Source organism: Bradyrhizobium sp. B097, assembly GCF_038957035.1.
In the GTDB taxonomy this organism is placed as follows: Bacteria; Pseudomonadota; Alphaproteobacteria; order Rhizobiales; family Xanthobacteraceae; genus Bradyrhizobium.
Window position 1 is genome coordinate 407,294 of sequence record NZ_CP152412.1, and the last position, 17,976, is coordinate 425,269.

Annotated in this window: 19 protein-coding genes; 15 read left to right on the forward strand and 4 right to left on the reverse strand. The window is 62.2% G+C overall.

What is annotated here, in order from left to right; translation table 11 throughout:
• Positions 1-95: 95 nt before the first annotated feature.
• From AAFG07_RS01925 to AAFG07_RS01995, 15 genes are all read left to right on the forward strand, one after another.
• Positions 96-593, forward strand: a complete 498-nt coding sequence (locus tag AAFG07_RS01925) for a DUF992 domain-containing protein (protein WP_342725764.1) — start codon at positions 96-98, stop codon at positions 591-593.
• A gap of 83 nt (positions 594-676) precedes the next feature.
• Positions 677-859 carry a hypothetical protein gene (locus tag AAFG07_RS01930; RefSeq protein ID WP_342725765.1) on the forward strand — a complete coding sequence of 61 codons (183 nt, stop codon included), beginning with the start codon at positions 677-679 and terminating at the stop codon, positions 857-859.
• Positions 860-948: 89 nt separating this feature from the next.
• Positions 949-1,857 carry a DnaJ C-terminal domain-containing protein gene (locus AAFG07_RS01935; RefSeq protein WP_342725766.1) on the forward strand — a complete coding sequence of 303 codons (909 nt, stop codon included), beginning with the start codon at positions 949-951 and terminating at the stop codon, positions 1,855-1,857.
• Complete coding sequence (locus AAFG07_RS01940; RefSeq protein ID WP_342725767.1) at positions 1,854-2,135, forward strand: chaperone modulator CbpM; 282 nt, start codon at positions 1,854-1,856, stop codon at positions 2,133-2,135. The genes AAFG07_RS01935 and AAFG07_RS01940 overlap by 4 nt, the downstream gene beginning before the upstream one ends.
• A 140-nt stretch (positions 2,136-2,275) precedes the next feature.
• Entirely contained in the window at positions 2,276-3,664 is a 1,389-nt protein-coding gene (locus AAFG07_RS01945; RefSeq protein ID WP_229165124.1) for a sigma-54 dependent transcriptional regulator, read from the forward strand.
• Positions 3,643-5,679 carry a cache domain-containing protein gene (locus tag AAFG07_RS01950; RefSeq protein WP_342725768.1) on the forward strand — a complete coding sequence of 679 codons (2,037 nt, stop codon included), beginning with the start codon at positions 3,643-3,645 and terminating at the stop codon, positions 5,677-5,679. The genes AAFG07_RS01945 and AAFG07_RS01950 overlap by 22 nt, the downstream gene beginning before the upstream one ends.
• A gap of 614 nt (positions 5,680-6,293) precedes the next feature.
• Positions 6,294-6,686: a hypothetical protein gene (locus AAFG07_RS01955; RefSeq protein ID WP_342725769.1), complete on the forward strand. Its 393-nt coding sequence runs from the start codon at positions 6,294-6,296 to the stop codon at positions 6,684-6,686.
• Between the two features lie 358 nt (positions 6,687-7,044).
• Positions 7,045-7,641: a superoxide dismutase gene (locus AAFG07_RS01960; protein WP_342725770.1), complete on the forward strand. Its 597-nt coding sequence runs from the start codon at positions 7,045-7,047 to the stop codon at positions 7,639-7,641.
• A 3-nt stretch (positions 7,642-7,644) separates the two neighbouring features.
• A complete protein-coding gene (locus tag AAFG07_RS01965) occupies positions 7,645-8,058 on the forward strand; it encodes a thioesterase family protein (protein ID WP_342725771.1) in 414 nt (137 codons plus the stop codon).
• Between the two features lie 50 nt (positions 8,059-8,108).
• A complete protein-coding gene (gene clpB, locus AAFG07_RS01970; RefSeq protein ID WP_342725772.1) occupies positions 8,109-10,721 on the forward strand; it encodes an ATP-dependent chaperone ClpB in 2,613 nt (870 codons plus the stop codon).
• A 49-nt stretch (positions 10,722-10,770) separates the two neighbouring features.
• Positions 10,771-10,998, forward strand: coding sequence for a DUF2171 domain-containing protein (locus AAFG07_RS01975; protein ID WP_342725773.1), 228 nt, complete (start codon positions 10,771-10,773; stop codon positions 10,996-10,998).
• A 58-nt stretch (positions 10,999-11,056) separates the two neighbouring features.
• Positions 11,057-11,311 (forward strand): DUF2171 domain-containing protein, encoded by a 255-nt coding sequence (locus AAFG07_RS01980; protein WP_342725774.1) that lies wholly within the window; start codon positions 11,057-11,059, stop codon positions 11,309-11,311.
• Between the two features lie 104 nt (positions 11,312-11,415).
• Positions 11,416-11,610, forward strand: a complete 195-nt coding sequence (locus AAFG07_RS01985; protein ID WP_342725775.1) for a hypothetical protein — start codon at positions 11,416-11,418, stop codon at positions 11,608-11,610.
• Positions 11,611-11,641: 31 nt separating this feature from the next.
• Complete coding sequence (locus AAFG07_RS01990; RefSeq protein WP_342725776.1) at positions 11,642-12,607, forward strand: Dyp-type peroxidase; 966 nt, start codon at positions 11,642-11,644, stop codon at positions 12,605-12,607.
• 69 nt (positions 12,608-12,676) lie between these two features.
• Entirely contained in the window at positions 12,677-12,973 is a 297-nt protein-coding gene (locus AAFG07_RS01995) for an Hsp20/alpha crystallin family protein (RefSeq protein ID WP_342725777.1), read from the forward strand.
• A gap of 82 nt (positions 12,974-13,055) precedes the next feature.
• On the opposite strand, the gene AAFG07_RS02000 is transcribed toward AAFG07_RS01995, so the two are convergent.
• From AAFG07_RS02000 to AAFG07_RS02015, 4 genes are read right to left on the reverse strand one after another with little or no spacing between them, the layout of a single operon-like run.
• Positions 13,056-13,172, reverse strand: a complete 117-nt coding sequence (locus AAFG07_RS02000; RefSeq protein WP_342725778.1) for a DUF2474 domain-containing protein — start codon at positions 13,170-13,172, stop codon at positions 13,056-13,058.
• Positions 13,172-14,176, reverse strand: a complete 1,005-nt coding sequence (gene cydB / locus AAFG07_RS02005; RefSeq protein WP_342725779.1) for a cytochrome d ubiquinol oxidase subunit II — start codon at positions 14,174-14,176, stop codon at positions 13,172-13,174. The genes AAFG07_RS02000 and cydB overlap by 1 nt, the downstream gene beginning before the upstream one ends.
• Positions 14,177-14,181: 5 nt before the next feature.
• Positions 14,182-15,594 carry a cytochrome ubiquinol oxidase subunit I gene (locus AAFG07_RS02010; RefSeq protein ID WP_342725780.1) on the reverse strand — a complete coding sequence of 471 codons (1,413 nt, stop codon included), beginning with the start codon at positions 15,592-15,594 and terminating at the stop codon, positions 14,182-14,184.
• A gap of 53 nt (positions 15,595-15,647) precedes the next feature.
• Positions 15,648-17,912, reverse strand: coding sequence for an FdhF/YdeP family oxidoreductase (locus AAFG07_RS02015; protein ID WP_342725781.1), 2,265 nt, complete (start codon positions 17,910-17,912; stop codon positions 15,648-15,650).
• Positions 17,913-17,976 lie beyond the last annotated feature (64 nt).

Genomic DNA, 17,976 nt, shown 5'->3' on the forward strand with positions numbered 1-17,976 from the left:
ACGCGAATTGCCCGGGCCGCCTCGATCGGATCACTCAGGCTCTATCCTTGATGCCCAGTAGGCATCGTCTTCCAACTCACAAAAGGGGGTTTCTCATGCGACGTCATCGGGGTCTTTCCATCGTTATTGCCGCCACCATGCTGAGCGCGCTGGTGTCGTCCGGCCTTGCGCAGCAACCGGCGCAACCGGCACAGAAGGTGCAAGTCGGCGTGCTCGAGTGCCTTGGCGGCGCGACCGTCGGATTCCTCGTGGGGGCTGTTGTCAATCTTCGATGTGTCTTGCGGATCAACGGAATGCCGGAAGACTACTACGTAGCGACAATGCAGAAGCTCGGTCTCGATATCGGCTTCACGGAGACCACGGCGCTTGCCTGGAATGTATTTGCACCCGTAGTGCAGCCCGGTCGCGGCGACCTTGCCGGTACCTATGTCGGGGTCGATGCCATGGCGGCGGCCGTGGTGGGTGTGGGCGGAAACGTGCTGCTCGGCGGCTCGAACAACAGCATCGCGCTGCAACCGCTCAGCGTTCAGGCGTCGACCGGCGTGATCATTGCCGCCGGCGTCGAGAGCCTCACCCTGCAACCGGGGCGATGACGCGGAGCGTTGCGTTCAAGAGCCGTTCGGTCTTCTGAATCGAATGCCAGCCACAAGGCTCCTCGCAGGATCAGGGAGAAACCATGGCGATAGATCACGGAGGCAATGGACAGCTAGACGACGGCAAGCCGCGTTTGACGGAGGATGACATCGCGCGGGCCAAGCTCGGCCCGCGGGGTGTGCCGGAGGCGCCGGATCAGGCGCGGATGACGCCGCAGCAGGCCAAGAACTATCCAAGATACGTGGACCCGGGACATGTTGCGTAACATCAGCCTGCCATCGAATAGCACCGCGGCTCGCGAACTCCTCCGTCGCGCGATCCAGACATGCCGATGGCGATGCCGGGAGAGCTGAGGTGGCGACCAATCCATACGATGTGCTCGGCGTCTCATCGTCGGCTTCCGCCGCCGACATTCAGAAGGCTTATCGCAAGCTGGCGAAGAAGCTTCATCCGGATCTCAACCCCGGTGACAAGAAGGCCGAAGAGAAGTTCAAGGAAGTTGCAGGCGCCTACGATCTGCTCGGCGATGCCGAGAAGCGGAAGCGGTTCGACGATGGAGAGATCGACGCGTCAGGTGCGGAGCAGCCGCAACATCATTTCTACCGGGATTTCGCCGGCGCGGACGACGGTCATCCCTACACCAGCGGTGCCGGCTTCGCCGATTTCATAGACGGCGAGGACCCGTTCGCCGAGCTTCTCAAGCGCAGTCAACGGGCGCGCGCGAATCGTCGCGGCGCAGATCTGCACTACCGGCTCGCGATCGATTTCGTGGATTCGATCACGGGTGGGAACAAGCGCATCACGTTGCCGGACGGCGGCGCATTGGATGTGAAGATCCCACCCGGGCTGGTCGACGGTCAGATCCTGCGCCTCAAAGGCAAAGGTGCGCCCGGCACCGGCAAGGGCGGGCCTGGCGATGCGCTGATCGATGTGGAAGTCCTGCCCGACCGACGCTTCACGCGCGACGGTGACAACATTTCGCTGGAATTGCCGATCTCGCTGCCCGAGGCCGTTCTGGGTGGGCGGGTGCGCGTCCCGACGCCAACCGGCGAAGTGACCATGTCAGTCCCGAAGGGATCGAACACCGGGACAATGCTTCGACTGCGCGGAAAGGGCGCGCCGCGCCATGGCGGCGGAAGCGGCGACGAACTCGTGAAGTTGAAGATCGTCCTGCCGAACTCGCCGGACCCGGAGCTTGAGGCGTTCGTGTCGGGATGGGGCAAGGGCAAGGAATTCAACCCGCGCGAAGGCGGTGCATCATGATCATGAGCAGGCAGGAGTTTCTGATCGCTTCCGGTGTGCAGGGGCAGACCCTGGAATTCTGGCTCGAGCAGGAGTGGCTGATCCCCGAGCGGACCATCACCGGGATGACATTCACCGAGGGCGACGTTGCCCGTGCGCGCTTCATTCAGGATCTTGCGGCCGGAATGGGCGTCAACGACGAAGGCATCGATGTGGTGCTTCATCTCGTGGACCAGCTTCATGGCATGCGGCGGGTGCTTGCGCGGCTGCATGACGAGGTCAGCGGCGAGGCGACCTAGTCGTCGCCGTGGCCGGCAGCCGGAATTCCGGTCGGCGCCGGCGTGAGACCGCGTTGAAACGGGCTTTTGCACGGATGTGATGCTGTGGTTCTTGGGCCTGTCCCCTGTTAGGGTACAGGCGGCGTCAGGAGAAGGGCCGAATGTCGGAGGATTCAACCCAGGAAGTTGTCGAACCCGTCGGCGGCCCGGAGTTCGGCCCCTGGCTCTCGCAGGCGTCGATATTGGTCATCGATGATGAGCCCGGTATCCGCAACTTTCTCGTCAAGATTCTGCGGCCGCGTTGCAAGCTGATCGAGGAGGCGGCAGATGCCAAGGAGGCGTCGCGCAAGCTCGACAGCCGGCATTTCGACGTGGTCATTCTTGACAACGTCATGCCCGGGAAAGCGGGTCTTGACTGGCTTGCCGAACAACGAGCGATCGGCTTCTTCGCCGATGTGATCCTGATGACGGCTTACGCCGACCTCGATACAGCTATCGTGGCTTTGCGGGCCGGTGTCGTCGATTTCGTTATCAAGCCGTTCCGTTCCAATCAGTTGCTCAACGCTGTCGCCCGATGCCTAGACCGAACGCGGCTGCAGCGAGAGAACTACGTGCTGCGTCATGAATTGACATCCGCTTCATACGAAACGTTCCTGCGTAACAAGCTACTGGGTCAGTCGGGCGCAATACAACAAGTGCGCGATATCATCGCGCGAGTTGCTCCGTTGCCTACGCCAGTCTTGTTTACCGGCGAATCAGGAACCGGCAAGGAGGTTGCCGCCCGCTCGCTTCATTCCCTCTCCAATCGCGCGGACAAGCTCTTCGTGCCGATCAATTGCGGCGCGATTCCAGCCGATATGATCGAGAGCGAGCTGTTCGGCCATCTCAAGGGAGCGTTCACGGGTGCAGGACGGGCTCGCGAGGGTCTGTTCATGCACGCACAGGGCGGGACCGTATTTCTCGATGAGATCGGCGAATTGCCTTACACGCTTCAAAGCAAGCTGCTGCGGGTTCTCGAGGATCGCCGCGTGCGTCCCGTTGGGGCGGAACGAGAGGTCCCGTTCGACGCCCGCTTCGTCTTCGCCACCAATGCCGATCTGCCAAGCCGGGTCGAGGCCGGCAGTTTCCGCGCTGATCTCTACTTCCGAATGAACATCATGCAAATCGGCATGCCGCCGCTTCGTAACCGCGGCGAGGACGTCCTCGAGCTCGCCGCAATATTCATGCGCGATATTTCCCAGCAGCTCGGCATGCCCGCCGTGCCCATGGGCGAGCGCGTGCGCGCGGCCCTGACGCACTACGAGTGGCCCGGGAACATCCGGGAGCTGCGCAATCTGATCGAGCGGACCATCATTCTCGGAACTTTCCCGGAGGATTTCGAGAGAGCCCTTGATCATGGCGAGAGCGGAGGGGAGAGTCTTGCTCAAGTGGAGCGACGCCATATCCTGGCTATCCTTCGCGAGACAGGCGGAGATCGCGACGAAACTGCGCGGCGGCTTGGCATCTCGCGCAAGACGGTCGACCGCAAATGCGCAAGCTGGAAAGTATAGCTGTTCGCTCGATGAGCAATCGACGCTCGGTTCGCTATCGATTGCTGGCGATCGCTCTCGTGCCGATGCTCGTGATTCTCCCGCTACTGCTGGGGATCAGCATCTATCGTTGGAACACCAAATTCGACGAGGCGCTGCTCTCCAAAGTCCACGACGATCTGACCATCGCGCACCAATATCTCGCTCGTATCATGGAGAATACGGAAGACCAGTTGGCTTTCGTCACCGGCTCCGCGCGGTTTCAGACGACGTTGCAAAAGCAAGGTGGTTCTGACGGCGATCTTGCGGCGCTTCTCAGGGAAACTGCGCAGGCCCGCGGGTTTGATTTTCTCTATATCGTGGTCGACGGCGGACATATCGTGGCAAGCGAATATCCGCTTGCGTCGGCCTCCGTCCGCTGGAACTGGCCGGTCATCAGCACCGCGCTTGAAGGGCACGCAAGGACGGCGATCGACGTTTTCGAGGCGACCGAGCTTTCGGCGGTATCGCCTGATCTCGCGCAACGGGCACGGATCGATCTCGTTCCGACCGTCGGAAGCGCTCCGAGCACAAAGGCGGAGGAAACGCGCGGCCTGATCCTTCAGTCGGCCAACCCCCTGATGCTGCCCGACGGTCGGCGTGCTGCGCTGGTGGGCGGCATCCTCTTGAATCAGAATCTCGCCTTCGTCGATACGATCAACGATCTGATCTATCATGGCCTGGGCCTGCCTCAGGAGAGCCGTGGCACCGTCACCCTGTTTCTCGATGACGTGCGCATCAGCACCAATGTGGAGTTGTTCGAGACGCAGCGTGCGATTGGCACCCGTGTGTCTGCGGCGGTCCGCAAGGCCGTCCTCGACGACGGCGGCAGCTGGTTCGACAGCGCATTCGTCGTCAACGACTGGTATGTCTCGGGTTATGAGCCGCTGCTCGATAGCTACAATCATCGCGTGGGCATGCTCTATGCCGGCTTTCTTCAAAAGCCCTTTACCGAAGCGAAGCGCCGGACGCTGATCGAGATCGCGGTTGCTTTCCTGGTTGCCGTTGCCGCCACTGTTCCATTGTTTCTGAGGTGGGCCGCGGCGATCTTCCGTCCTCTCGAGAGCATGACGGGTACAATTACCCGGGTCGAACGGGGTGAGCTCGACGCCCGAACCGGGCATGCTGGCGATCAGGACGAAATCGGCCGGGTTGCGCTCCACCTCGATCGGCTCCTGGACCAGCTTCACGAGCGCGATACCCAGCTGCGGCAATGGAATGAGGAGCTCAATCAGCGCGTCGAGGAGCGCACCAGCAAGCTGCAACTCGCCAATCAGCAACTGGAGGCGACCACGAAGCAGCTCATCATGTCGGAGAAGCTCGCCGCGATCGGCGAAATCACCGCCGGCATCGCGCATGAGATCAACAATCCGATCGCCGTCGTGCAGGGCAATCTCGAAGTCATCCGCGACCTGATGGGGAGCAAGGTCGATGATGCGAAGACCGAGTTCCGGCTCATCGACGAGCAGTTGCGACGGATCAGCGAGATCGTCACCAGACTGCTTCAGTTCGCCAAGCCGCAGGAATACGCAGGCTTCGTGGAGCAGTATCAGCCAGACGAGATCGTGAACGATACGCTGCCACTGGTCCAGCACCTGCTGAACAAGACGACGATCACCGTCGACAAGGAGTATCGCGCATCGCGTCCGATTTCGATGAACAGGACCGAGCTTCAGCAGGTGCTGGTGAATCTGATCGTCAATGCGATTCACGCAATGCCCGACGGCGGACGGCTGACACTGCGGACGTTCGATCGCCAGGAAGGTCTCCGTCGCGGTGTCGTGATCGAGGTCGGCGACACCGGCGCCGGCATGACGCCCGATATCATGCAGCGGATCTTCGATCCCTTCTTCACGACCAAGAGACGGGAAGGCACCGGCCTCGGGCTGTCAATTAGCCAGATGCTCGTGACCCGACAAGGTGGTAGGATCTCGGTCGAAAGCGAATTGGGAAAGGGCACGACCTTTTCCGTCTGGCTGCGGGAAGCTCCCGGCTGACCGCGAGAGATGGCCTGCTCGACGTTCTGAAGTCGAGGCTATCGCGGTGCAACGATTTGCTGTGGCGCAGCGTTGGACATGTGAAAGCGGGCGTGGCGTGAATTGCGTCGCGCGATGGTTCAGTCCAAGGGAGGATTTCGAGGAGTAGGTTCGCCGGACAGTTTGTCTGACCTGACATCGACAAATTGTCTTCGTCCGGGTGAGAACTGTCACGCTATGAGGCTGATTTCGTTGCTGGTTCGATTTGGCACGTCAGTTGCTCGATCTCCCACGATATCGGCGCGAGTCTCGATCCGTTTTCTTCAAAGGGAGTTGCCGCCATGTCACGTCACAACAAGATGCCGCCTGTCCCGCCCGCGAACCGGAGTCCAAAGGGGACGGGATCGGAACCCGACCGCAATGCCGGGCCGCAGCCGAAGGGAAAGGCAAAGAACACGGCGGAGCAAGGCGAAACGGCCAATATTCGTGAGAGCACCACGAATGCCGGGTTCTTCCATGGCCGCAGGGTCAAGTAGAGACCTGCGCGCGTCGTTATCCGATCAGGCGGCCAGAGCCAGGGACCAATCAAACCTGGGCCGGTCGAGGATCCGCTTTCACGGGTGAGGAGATCCGCAATGCCTGTCGTATCGCTGAGCCAACTCACGACCGATCTTCAATCATGCGCCAAGCAGCTCATCGAGCGGGTCGGCCTCGTGCCCCAGGCGATGGATCGCCCCGTGGAGGCGGGCGACCTGCTGTTCTACCTCAGCGAAACGTCGATGCCGATGGCCGCGTTCCTGCGCAAACACGGTCTGTTTTCGGATGCCGACGGCCTGCACTACGACCTTGCGCAGTTCGGCGTCGTTAGTGACGTGGCCACCAAGGTCATCAACGAAAGAAGGGCCGGTAATCTTGACGGTGTCTGGAGGGAATTTGATCTCTCCACAGATGACGACATGGACAGTGATGGCGGGTACATCCTGACTGCCCTTGCAGCACTCGAGTTGATGTACGGACCGAAGACGTAGGACGGCGGGCGGGTCGCGCATCAAGGCTTGTGCGCAGCATCCGATGCGTGGAGTGAACCGCGCGCGTCGCGTGCCGTCGCAAGAACGTCCGTTCAAGCCTCGGCTGGCTTCTGCCGTCTCGGACAGTTTGTCCCGCGCTGTTTCGACAACTTGTCCAATGGCGCCTGCTTGTCGCTCTGTAACGTATTGATATTTCGCGCCGTTTGAGTTGGCACGTCGGTTGCTCAGGAACTATCCGTCGGATCGGCGCGATTGCGACTTGGCGGATCGCGATACGCACTATCGGCATGAGCGATCGAGCCCACGTCGCAAACCCGGATGTTCGCTCACACAGCAGATCATGAGCCGGAGAAGTCCCATGTCGTTTTCCCTCCCCGATCTACCCTATCCCCATGATGCGCTCGTTCCCTATATGTCGAAGGAAACGCTCGAGTATCATCACGACAAGCATCATGCAGCCTACGTCAACGCCCTCAATACGCTGATCAAGGGCACGCAATGGGAAGGTAAGAGCCTCGAGGAGGTCGTCGTCGGCTCCTTTGGAAGGAGCACGCCGCTCTTCAACAATGCGAGCCAGGATCTCAATCACACGTACTTCTGGAAGTGGATGAAGCCAGCGGGCGGCGGCGCGATCCCTGGCAGCCTCGAGAAGCGGATCAACGCGGATATCGGCTCTGTCGAGAAGATGAGGGATGACTTCGTGGCAGCCGGTGTTGGCCAGTTCGGCTCGGGATGGTGCTGGCTGGCAGTGAAGGATGGAAAGATCGTCGTGATGAAGACCGCAAACGGCGAAAGTCTGCTTGTGCACGGCGCCAAACCCATTCTCGGCTGCGATGTCTGGGAGCACTCGTACTACATCGACTATCGCAATCGCCGGCCCGATTACATCAAGGCGTTTCTCGATCACCTCGTGAACTGGGACTATGTCGAGGAACTGTTCCAGAGGGCGGTGTGAAACATGAAGCCGGTGCCTCTTGGCGCAAAGGGCCGCTTCACGCTCGACGTGAAGCCGCAACATCTGGCCAGCCAGTTCAAGGACCCGACGCTGCCGCCGGTTCTCGCGACGCCGGTGATGATCCTTGCGATGGAAAACGCGGCGCTCAACGCCATCCGGAGCTGTCTCGAACCCGGTGAGGCGGCGGTCGGGACGGCGGTCGACGTCCGACACATCGCCGCGACGCCGGCGGGACAGCGGGTGACCGCAGAGGCCGAAGTCACCAGCGTCGATGGACGGCGCCTGGTCTTCGCGGTGACCGCGCATGACGAAACTGAAGAGATCGGCGGCGGCACCCATCAGCGCATGGTGATCGATCTCGGTCGATTGGAACAGCACCTCGAGGCGAAAAGGGCGCGTTCGCCGACAGGTCGATGAAATCGGAATGAGGACGACATGCGCCGGTGTTGCTGGTGTGAGGTGATTCCATGAATGTTGAAAAATATACCGATCGCGCGAGAGGCTTCATCCAGTCGGCACAGTCGCTGGCGACGCGGGAAGGCAACCAGCAGTTTACGCCTCTTCACATCCTCAAGGTGCTGCTCGATGACGGCGAAGGTCTGGCGGGCGGCCTGATCGACCGCGCCGGCGGCAATTCGCGGGCGATCCTCAAAGCAACGGAAGCGGCGCTGAACAAGCTCCCGAAGGTATCGGGAGCCGGCGCGGGACAGGTCTATCTCGCGCCCGAGACCGCTCGTGTGTTCGCCGCGGCAGAACAGGCCGCGGAGAAGGCGGGAGACAGCTTCGTCACGGTCGAGCGGCTGCTTCAGGGCCTGGCTTCGGATCGGAACAGCGATGCGGCTGGACTTCTGAGGGATGGCGGCGTCACACCGCAAAATCTGGAAGCCGCGATCAACGCGCTGCGCAAGGGGCGCACGGCCGACAGCTCATCGGCGGAGAACGCCTATGACGCGCTGAAGAAGTACGCCCGTGACCTGACGCAGGCCGCGCGCGACGGCAAGCTCGATCCGGTGATCGGTCGCGACGAGGAGATCCGCCGCACCATTCAGGTGCTCTCACGCCGGACCAAGAACAACCCGGTGCTGATCGGCGAACCCGGCGTCGGCAAGACCGCCATCGTCGAAGGGCTGGCGCTGCGCATCGTCAACGGCGACGTGCCGGAGAGCCTAAACGACAAGAAGCTGCTGGCGCTCGACCTTGGCGCCTTGATCGCCGGTGCAAAGTACCGTGGCGAATTCGAGGAGCGGCTGAAGGCGGTCCTGAACGAGGTGACGGCAGCCGAGGGCGGCATCATCTTGTTCATCGACGAGATGCACACGCTGATCGGCGCCGGCAAGACCGACGGCGCGATGGACGCCTCCAACCTGCTCAAACCGGCGCTGGCCCGCGGTGAGCTGCACTGCATCGGCGCCACCACGCTGGATGAGTACCGCAAGCATGTCGAGAAGGACGCGGCATTGGCGCGACGCTTCCAGCCGGTGTTCGTGTCGGAGCCGACGGTCGAGGACACCATCTCGATCCTGCGCGGTCTGAAGGAGAAGTACGAGCTCCATCACGGGGTTCGTATCTCGGATTCGGCGCTGGTCGCGGCGGCGACGTTGTCGAACCGCTATATCACGGACCGCTTTCTGCCAGACAAGGCGATCGACCTCGTCGACGAGGCGGCTGCCCGGCTGAAGATGCAGGTCGACTCCAAGCCCGAGGAGCTCGACAACCTCGATCGTGAGATCGTCCGGCGGAAGATCGAGCAGGAAGCGCTCAAGAAGGAGAACGATGCCGGCTCGAAGAGCCGCCTGCAGACGCTGGAGACGGAATTGCTCGATCTCGAGAAGAGGTCGGCCGATTTGACGTCGAAATGGCAGGCCGAAAAAGGCAAGCTTTCCGACGCACAGAAGATGAAGAGCGAGTTGGAACGGCTTCGCACCGAACTCGCGAATGCACAGCGAAAGGGCGAATTCCAGAAGGCGGGCGAGCTTGCCTACGGCAGGATCCCCGAACTCGAGAGGAAGCTTGCCGCGGTCGAAACCAGCGAGAGCACGTCGATCGGCGAAACGGTGACCGCCGACAACATCGCGCAGGTCGTGTCGCGCTGGACCGGGATTCCGGTCGACAAGATGCTGGAAGGCGAAAAGGAGAAGCTGCTGCACATGGAGGGGGCGCTCGGCAAGCGCGTCGTCGGCCAGGCCGAGGCCGTGCGCGCCGTATCGACGGCGGTACGCCGCGCGCGTGCGGGATTGCAGGATCCCAATCGCCCGATGGGCTCATTCATGTTCCTCGGACCGACCGGCGTCGGCAAGACCGAGCTCGCCAAGGCACTCGCGGAATTTCTGTTCGACGACGAGACGGCGATGGTCCGGATCGACATGTCCGAGTTCATGGAGAAGCACTCGGTCGCGCGGCTGATCGGCGCGCCGCCCGGCTATGTCGGCTATGACGAGGGCGGCGTATTGACGGAGGCGGTACGTCGGCGGCCCTATCAGGTGGTGCTGTTCGACGAGATCGAGAAGGCGCATCCGGATGTGTTCAACGTCCTGCTGCAGGTGCTCGACGACGGACGGCTGACCGACGGCCAGGGTCGCACCGTCGATTTCCGCAATACGCTGATCATCATGACCTCGAACATCGGGGCGGAGCTGCTCGTCAACCAGGGAGAAGGCGAGAAGACCAGCGCGGTGCGCGAGCAGGTCATGACGATGGTGCGGGCACATTTCCGGCCCGAGTTCCTCAACCGGATCGACGCCATTATTCTTTTCCACCGGCTCCAGAAGAACGAGATGGGCCGGATCGTCGAAATCCAGTTTGCGCGGCTCCGCCGGCTTCTGGACGATCGCAAGATCGAGCTGTCGCTCGACGCCAAGGGGCGGGATTGGCTGGCCAACAAGGGATGGGACCCCGCATACGGTGCTCGTCCGCTGAAGCGCGTCATCCAGCGCTACCTGCAGGACCCGCTGGCGGAGATGCTGCTCGCGGGTGAGGTGCGCGACGGTTCGCAGGTCAAGATCTCGGCAGGCAAGGACGGCCTCACCTTCAACGGCAAGGCCGCGCCGACCGCGGACCAGGACGATGAAGGCATGATTTGAGGCCGCGCTACGGCGGCACGCGGGCCAGGATCCAGTCGACGAGGAAAAGATGGCGATGCACGAAATCAGGGAGAACATGGAGGTCGTCGGCTTCGATGGCGATCATCTGGGCACGGTGGACTGCATCGAGGGTGATCGTATCAAGCTCAAGAAGCGCGACGGCGGTCCGCACAAAAAGCATCATCACTATATCGGCCTCGATCTCGTGAACAATGTCGAGGGCCAGAAGGTTCGGCTTTGCTGCGACGCCGACATCGCCAGGCTTTTCGAGGACTGACGGCGCAGCGGCGGGCGGAGTGTCGATGGATTCTGAAATTGGACAGGAGAACCAACTCATGGCGAACGCGATCAGAGAGAACATGGAAGTGATCGGCGCGGACGGCGTTCACGTCGGTACAGTCGATCGCGTCGAGGGTGATCGCATCAAGCTCAAGAAGTCCGACAGCTTTGGCCACCACGAAGGCCATCATCACTACATTGAAATGGGCTTCGTGGCGGGTGTCGAGGGCGACAAGGTTCGCCTCTCCGCCAATGCCGATATTGCCGTCACGCTGGAGGAGGAGAAGTCGGGGCGGCCGGTCAAGCTGTGACCGGCAATCATATTGCTCGCGCCGGTTCAAGAGACAGTTTGTCCGATTTGGCACTCCCGGAGCGGCGGACGATGGATTCCCTGTGTCAGGAAGGTTGGTAAAAAATGGAAGAGTACGATCTCTACATCAATGTGAAGAAGCCGGCGATCGGACTGTATGTGCGCAAGGGCGCAAATCTCCCTGACCTCGCGGACAAGGGCGATTGGGTGTTCGACGGCACCTGTGCCCAGGACCTGGTGCCCTCGAGCGTCATCTTGGGCGTGAGAGCTGACGGGCACGCTTTTCGAGACATGGATTAGAGACCTCTCAGAGGTCACAAAGGAGCAAGTTGTGCCGTCTGCTGTTCCGCAACCGGTCGTCGCGCGTCTCACGCGGGCAGCCATCTTCCTTGTCGTGACGGTCAATTCGGGACCGGAAAGCGACGTCGCCGTGCGTGGTCTCTGCGCCGACCTGTCCTCGCTGTTACGGGCCGTCGGCTTCCGTGACCTCAAGGGGCGGTTGTCGTGTGTCATGGGTATAGGCTCCAGCGTCTGGGACCGGCTGTTTGGCGCGCCGCGACCGAAGGATCTGCATCCGTTTCAGGAAATTCGTGGCGTGCATCATGCGGTTTCGACGCCGGGCGATCTTCTCTTCCATATCCGGTCCGCTCGTATAGATATGTGTTTCGAGCTCGCAGCGCAGATCATGTCACGGCTCGGGAACGTCGTGACCGTTGTCGACGAGGTGCACGGCTTCAAATACTTCGACGACCGCGATCTGATGGGCTTTGTCGATGGCACCGAAAACCCCGTCGGCGAAGGCGCCGAACGCGCAACCGTTGTCGGCGAGGAGGATGCGCCCTTTGCCGGTGGCAGTTACGTCATCGTGCAGAAGTATCTGCATGATTTGGCGCGCTGGAATGCAGTGCCGGTCGAGCAGCAGGAAAACATCATCGGTCGGCACAAGCTCTCCGATATCGAGCAATTGGAGGCGGCGAAGGCGCCTTATGCGCACAACGTCCTGACGACCATTGTCGAGGATGGAGAGCAGCTGGAAATCGTTCGCGACAACATGCCGTTCGGCGAGTTCGGCAAGGGCGAGTTCGGCACCTACTTCATAGGATACGCGCGATCGCCGCATCGTATCGAGCAGATGCTCGAAAACATGTTCGTCGGCCGGCCGCCCGGAAACTACGACAGGCTGCTGGACTTCAGCCGCGCCGTGACCGGCGCATTGTTCTTCGTGCCATCGGCAAGCTTCCTCGACGACGTCGAGCCGGAACTTGCGTCGAAGGTGCCGGCTGCCAAATCCAAATGATGGAAATCCGTGCAATTTCGACATGGCGACGGGGTAATCGAGGCAGTCTCGTAACCGCACAGTCCCCGCATGCTTGACCTTGACGTGTACGAAGACGAACGCGATGTGGTGGTCCTTGCGGAGCTGCCTGGCCTGAGCGAAGACGAGATCGAGGTCATGGTGGACGATGACGTGCTCACCATTCTCGCCGAACCGAGCCTCGGGCGGCACAAGCCGGAAGGCCATTGCCGCGTGGGACGCTCGTTCAGATTTCTGGGCGTGATGCGATTGCCGTGTCCGATCGACCCCGATCGAATGCGAGTTGACTTCGACCATAGCGTGCTGATGGTGCGGCTGCCGAAGCGGAGAGGCCGCGAGCAGAGCTGAGCGCGCTGCGATCCGGCCGACGGATCGCCGACCGGTTCGTCTTCACGCACGCTGACCGATTCATCTTTCCGCGGCGGTGACGTCAGCCTGTCAGGACGAGGCGGATCAGGCCGGCGACCAACCCGAGCGAGATGACGCTCGCTCCCCAGATCGCGGCCATCCAGGCGAGCCGTTTCCAGAGCGGGAGCCGGCTCTCCATCAATGGTATCCGTGAACGCCGGCCTTGCCGCGGAACACCCAATAGGCCCAACCGGTATAAGCGAGGATCACAGGCACGATGACCAGCGCGCCGACCAGCATGAAAGACTGGCTCGAGGGCGGTGCGGCGGCGTCCCAAATCGTCACCGCGCGGGGCACAATATAAGGATAGATGCTGATGCCAAGCCCGAGGAACCCGAGCAGGAACAGCGCGAGCGCCATCGCGAAGGGCAGCCGTTCGAAGTTGCGTTTGAGGCTCCAGAACAATGTCGCCGCGCAGATCGCGACGAGCAGCGGCACCTGTGCCGTCAGCAGCACGCCGGGCAAGGCGAACCAGCGCCGCCAGTAGTCGTAGTGCAGGAAGGGCGTCGCGGCACTCACCGCCGCAAGCGCGGCGAGGGTGCCGACGCCGAGCCAAAAGGCGAGGCGGCGCGCGTGACGCTGGCTGGTTCCTTCGGTCTTCCAGATCAGCCAGGTTGCGCCCAACAGGGCATAGCCGATGACGACGGCAATCCCGGTGAGCAGGCTGAACGGGCTCAGCCAGTCGAGCCAGCCGCCGGCATAGGCATCATTCTCCACCCGGACGCCCTGCAGGATCGCGCCGAGCGTGATACCCTGTGCCAGCGCCGCGACCACCGAGCCCAGCGAAAACGCCATGTCCCACAGCGCGCGGTGGCCTGCATCGCGCCAGCGGAATTCGAACGCGACGCCGCGGAAGACGAGGCCGAGCAGCATCGCGATGATCAGCGGATAGGTCGCCGGAAGCAGGATGGCATAGGCCAGCGGGAAAGCTGCGAGCAGCCCGCCGCCGCCCATCACCAGCCAGGTCTCGTTGCCGTCCCACACCGGCGCGATCGAGTTCATCGCCTGATCGCGCTCGTCGCCGACCGCGAAACTCGGGAACAGGATGCCGATGCCGAGGTCGAAGCCGTCCATCACGACATAGGCCATCACGGCGAAGCCGATGACCGCCGCCCAGAAGATGGTGAGGTCGATGCTGATCATGGCGTTTACTCCCCGGCCGTCAGCGGCGCCCCGACACCCGCCGCCGGCGTGATGCCAGCCGCGCGCTGCGGCAGGTTCGGCAACTCCGGCTCCTTCCGCTCCGGCGGCTTGGCCATCAGCCGCAGCAGATAATAGGTGCCGGCCCCGAAGGCGCTGAAATAGACCAGCACGAAGGCGACGAGCGAGGCGGCAACCGCGGGTGCCGCGAGCGGCGAATGCGATTCCGCGGTGCGCAGCAGGCCGTACACTGTGAAGGGCTGACGGCCGACTTCGGTCGTGACCCATCCGGCGATCACGGCGATGAAGCCGGCCGGTCCCATCGCAACCGCGACGCGATGCAGCCAGCGCCAGTCGTAGAGCTTGCCGCGCACCCGGGCGAAGAGGCTCCAGAGGCCAACGCCGAGCATCGCAAATCCCAGCGCCACCATGATCCGGAACGACCAGAACACGACATGCGCAGGCGGCCAGTCCTCGCGCGGGAAGTCGGTGAGGCCCTGAAGCGGCGCATATGGATCATGCTTCAGGATCAGCGATCCGATGTGCGGTATCGAGACCGCGTAACGGACGCGCGCCTCCTCATTGCTCGGGAAGCCGAACAGGATCAGCGGGGCACCATTGGGGCTCGGCTGGTAGTCGCCCTCCATCGCCAGCACCTTGGCCGGCTGGTGCTCCAGCGTGTTGAGCCCATGGGCGTCACCGGCCAGGATCTGGATCGGCGCGACGATCGCGGCCATCCACATCGCCATCGAGAACATCTTGCGCGCGCCCGGATTGCCGTGGTCCCTGAGCAGATGCCAGGCGCCGACGGCGCCGACGACGAAGGCGGTGGTGAGATAGGCCGCGATCACGGTATGGACGAGGCGAAACGGAAAGCTCGCGGTAAAGATGATCGGCAGCCAGGAGTCGGCGGGCACGAACTGCCCCTTGGCGTTGATCGCAAAGCCCGCGGGCGTCTGCATCCAGCTGTTCACCGCGATGATCCAGGTCGCCGAGATCAGCGTGCCGAGCGCCACCATGCAGGTCGCGAAGAAATGCAGGCCCTTGCCGACCTTGCTGATGCCGAAGAGCATGACGCCGAGGAAGCCGGCTTCGAGGAAGAACGCCGTCAGCACCTCATAGGCCATGAGAGGACCGATGATCGGTCCTGCCTTGGTGGAGAACACCGACCAGTTGGTGCCGAACTGGTAGGACATGACGACGCCCGACACCACGCCCATGCCGAATGTGACCGCGAAGATCTTGAGCCAGTAGCGGTAGAGATTGGCGTAGACGCCTTCCCCCGTCTTCAGCCAGAGCGCCTCCAGCACCATCAGGTAGCTTGCGAGCCCGATCGAGAAGGCCGGGAAGATGAAATGGAAGGAGACGGTGAACGCGAACTGCGCACGCGCCAGGATTACCGGGTCGAGCTGCCCAAGCAATGTTGCCTCCCTATGAAACCGAAGTTCTCCGCAATCCGTGGAGTCGCCGCCCGCTAGGCGACGACACGAACTGGAATGGACTTGGCGGCCGGCGTGCCGCTGATCTTGTCGTAATATTCGAGCGGCAGCAGCGGGTTCAGCTCGGGATAGTATCCCGCGACCGCGCCGCGCGGCATCGGATAGTCCAGCACGGTGAGACCATCGACACGGCGCCGCACGCCGTCATCGCTGATCGTCTCGAGCGCGATGCGCGCGCCCGAAGCGAGCCCTCTCGCGGCCCGGTCATCGGCGTTCATGAACAGCACCATGCGGTCGTTGTAGACGCCGCGATAGCGGTCGTTATAGCTGTAGATCGTGGTGTTGAACTGGTCGTGCGATCGGACTGTCGCCAATCGCAACATCGCCGGATCGGAAACCGGAGCGTTGACCTCAAGGCCGGGCATCAGCAGGAAATTGGCCTTGCCGTTGGGGGTCGGCCAGACCAGCCGGCGCGGCGGCACGTCGAGATGGAAGCCCTGCGGGCGCTTGATTCTCTCCGAAAAGTCGCTGTAGATCTCGGGATAGACCTCCGCGATCTTGTCGCGGATCAGACTGTAGTCCTCGATATAGCTCTCCCACGGAATCTCGCTGTCGGGAAGCGTGGCGCGTGCCATCCGGCAGACGATCTCGACCTCGGGGAGCAGATCGGAGCTTGCCGGCGCCAGCACCCCGCGCGATGCGGTGACCGTGGACATCGAGTCCTCGATCGTCACGAACTGCTCGCCGGCCAAGGTGTAGATGGCCTCGGACCGCGCAACCACCGGCAGGATCAGCGCATCACGCCCGTGGACGAGATGTCCGCGATTGAGCTTGGTGTTGATGCCAACCGTCAGGGCAAGCTTTCTCATCGCCGCGTACGATCTCTCGGTGTCGGGGACCGCACGGACGAAATTGCCGCCCATGCCGATGAAGACCTTGGCTGTGCCGTTCTGCATCGCCTCGACGGTCTCGACGGTGTGATGGCCGTGTCCGCGCGGCGGTTCGAAGCCAAAGACGTCGCGCACGCGGTCGAGATAGTCGTCGGCCGGCTTCTCGTCGATGCCGACGGTGCGGTCGCCCTGGACGTTCGAATGGCCGCGGATCGGCGCGATGCCGGCGCCGGGCTTGCCGAAATTGCCCTTGATCAGCAGCAGATTCACGACTTGCTGAAGCAGCCGCGATCCTTCCTGGTGCTGGGTCAGTCCCATCCCGTAGCAGATCATTGTCGCCCGGGAGCGCATGTAGATCTCGGCGCAACGGCGGATCTGTGCCTCCTCGATGCCAGAAATCTCGACAATGTCGCGCCACGACTGGGCCAGAACATCCCCCCGGATCAGATCGAATCCGACAGTGTGCTCGCGGATGAAATCGTGATCGAGGACCGTCTCGCCCTGCGCTTCGCGCTCGAACATCACCTTCATCATGCCCTTGAAAAGGGCAAGATCGCCGCCGATCCTGATGTGAACGAACTCGCTGGCGATCGGGGTCGATCCGAAGGTCGCCATCTGAACGACATCCTGCGGCTCGGTGAAGCGGATCAGTGCGCGCTCCGGCATCGGATTGACAGCCACGATCGGCACGCCGCGCTTTCGCGCCTCGACCAGATTGGTCATCATGCGCGGCGAGTTGGTGCCGGTGTTCTGCCCGATCACGAAGATGGCTTCGGCGTGCTCGAAGTCCTCCATCACCACGGTGCCCTTGCCGACGCCGATCGCGGGAGGCAAACCGCGGCTGGTCGGCTCGTGGCACATGTTCGAGCAGTCGGGAAAATTGTTGGTGCCGAATGCGCGGACGAAGATCGAGTAGAGGAACGCCGCCTCGTTGGGCGTGCGTCCCGAGGTGTAGAATTCCGCGTGGTGCGGGCTCTCCAGCGCACGCAAATGATTTCCGATCATCGTGAAGGCCTCGTCCCACGCGCATGGCACATAGCGATCGGAAGCCGCGTCGTAGCGCATCGGCTCGGTCAGGCGGCCTTGCATCTCAAGCCAGTAGTCCGACTTCTCCATCAGTTCGGACACCGCGTGGCTTGCAAAGAACTCCCGCGTGACCCTGCGTTTGGTTGCTTCGAACGCCAGCGCCTTGGCGCCGTTCTCGCAGAACTCCAGCGTCTTCTTGCAGTCAGGGTCGGGGAAAGCGCAACTCGGACATTTGAAGCCGCCGGGCTGGTTCATCGCCAGCAATGCGCGCGATCCTTTGGTGACGACGCTCTGCTCGAGCAGCACCTTGGCGGTTGCGCCGGCTGCGCCCCAGCCGCCCGCAGGATGATGATAGGCCTTGTAACGAGGCTTGTGGTCGGTCATTGCAAGCACTCCCCAGTCATCCGCGATGCCGGAAGTAGATCATGCTATCATATTGATTTCTATG

Coding starts and splice junctions, on each gene's coding strand:
- AAFG07_RS01925 (WP_342725764.1), top strand. CDS start 96: ATGCGACGTCATCGGGGTCTTTCCATCGTTATTGCCGCCACCATGCTG.
- AAFG07_RS01930 (WP_342725765.1), top strand. CDS start 677: ATGGCGATAGATCACGGAGGCAATGGACAGCTAGACGACGGCAAGCCG.
- AAFG07_RS01940 (WP_342725767.1), top strand. CDS start 1,854: ATGATCATGAGCAGGCAGGAGTTTCTGATCGCTTCCGGTGTGCAGGGG.
- AAFG07_RS01945 (WP_229165124.1), top strand. CDS start 2,276: ATGTCGGAGGATTCAACCCAGGAAGTTGTCGAACCCGTCGGCGGCCCG.
- AAFG07_RS01950 (WP_342725768.1), top strand. CDS start 3,643: ATGCGCAAGCTGGAAAGTATAGCTGTTCGCTCGATGAGCAATCGACGC.
- AAFG07_RS01955 (WP_342725769.1), top strand. CDS start 6,294: ATGCCTGTCGTATCGCTGAGCCAACTCACGACCGATCTTCAATCATGC.
- AAFG07_RS01960 (WP_342725770.1), top strand. CDS start 7,045: ATGTCGTTTTCCCTCCCCGATCTACCCTATCCCCATGATGCGCTCGTT.
- AAFG07_RS01965 (WP_342725771.1), top strand. CDS start 7,645: ATGAAGCCGGTGCCTCTTGGCGCAAAGGGCCGCTTCACGCTCGACGTG.
- clpB (WP_342725772.1), top strand. CDS start 8,109: ATGAATGTTGAAAAATATACCGATCGCGCGAGAGGCTTCATCCAGTCG.
- AAFG07_RS01975 (WP_342725773.1), top strand. CDS start 10,771: ATGGCGATGCACGAAATCAGGGAGAACATGGAGGTCGTCGGCTTCGAT.
- AAFG07_RS01980 (WP_342725774.1), top strand. CDS start 11,057: ATGGCGAACGCGATCAGAGAGAACATGGAAGTGATCGGCGCGGACGGC.
- AAFG07_RS01985 (WP_342725775.1), top strand. CDS start 11,416: ATGGAAGAGTACGATCTCTACATCAATGTGAAGAAGCCGGCGATCGGA.
- AAFG07_RS01995 (WP_342725777.1), top strand. CDS start 12,677: ATGCTTGACCTTGACGTGTACGAAGACGAACGCGATGTGGTGGTCCTT.
- AAFG07_RS02000 (WP_342725778.1), bottom strand. CDS start 13,172: ATGGAGAGCCGGCTCCCGCTCTGGAAACGGCTCGCCTGGATGGCCGCG.
- cydB (WP_342725779.1), bottom strand. CDS start 14,176: ATGATCAGCATCGACCTCACCATCTTCTGGGCGGCGGTCATCGGCTTC.
- AAFG07_RS02015 (WP_342725781.1), bottom strand. CDS start 17,912: ATGACCGACCACAAGCCTCGTTACAAGGCCTATCATCATCCTGCGGGC.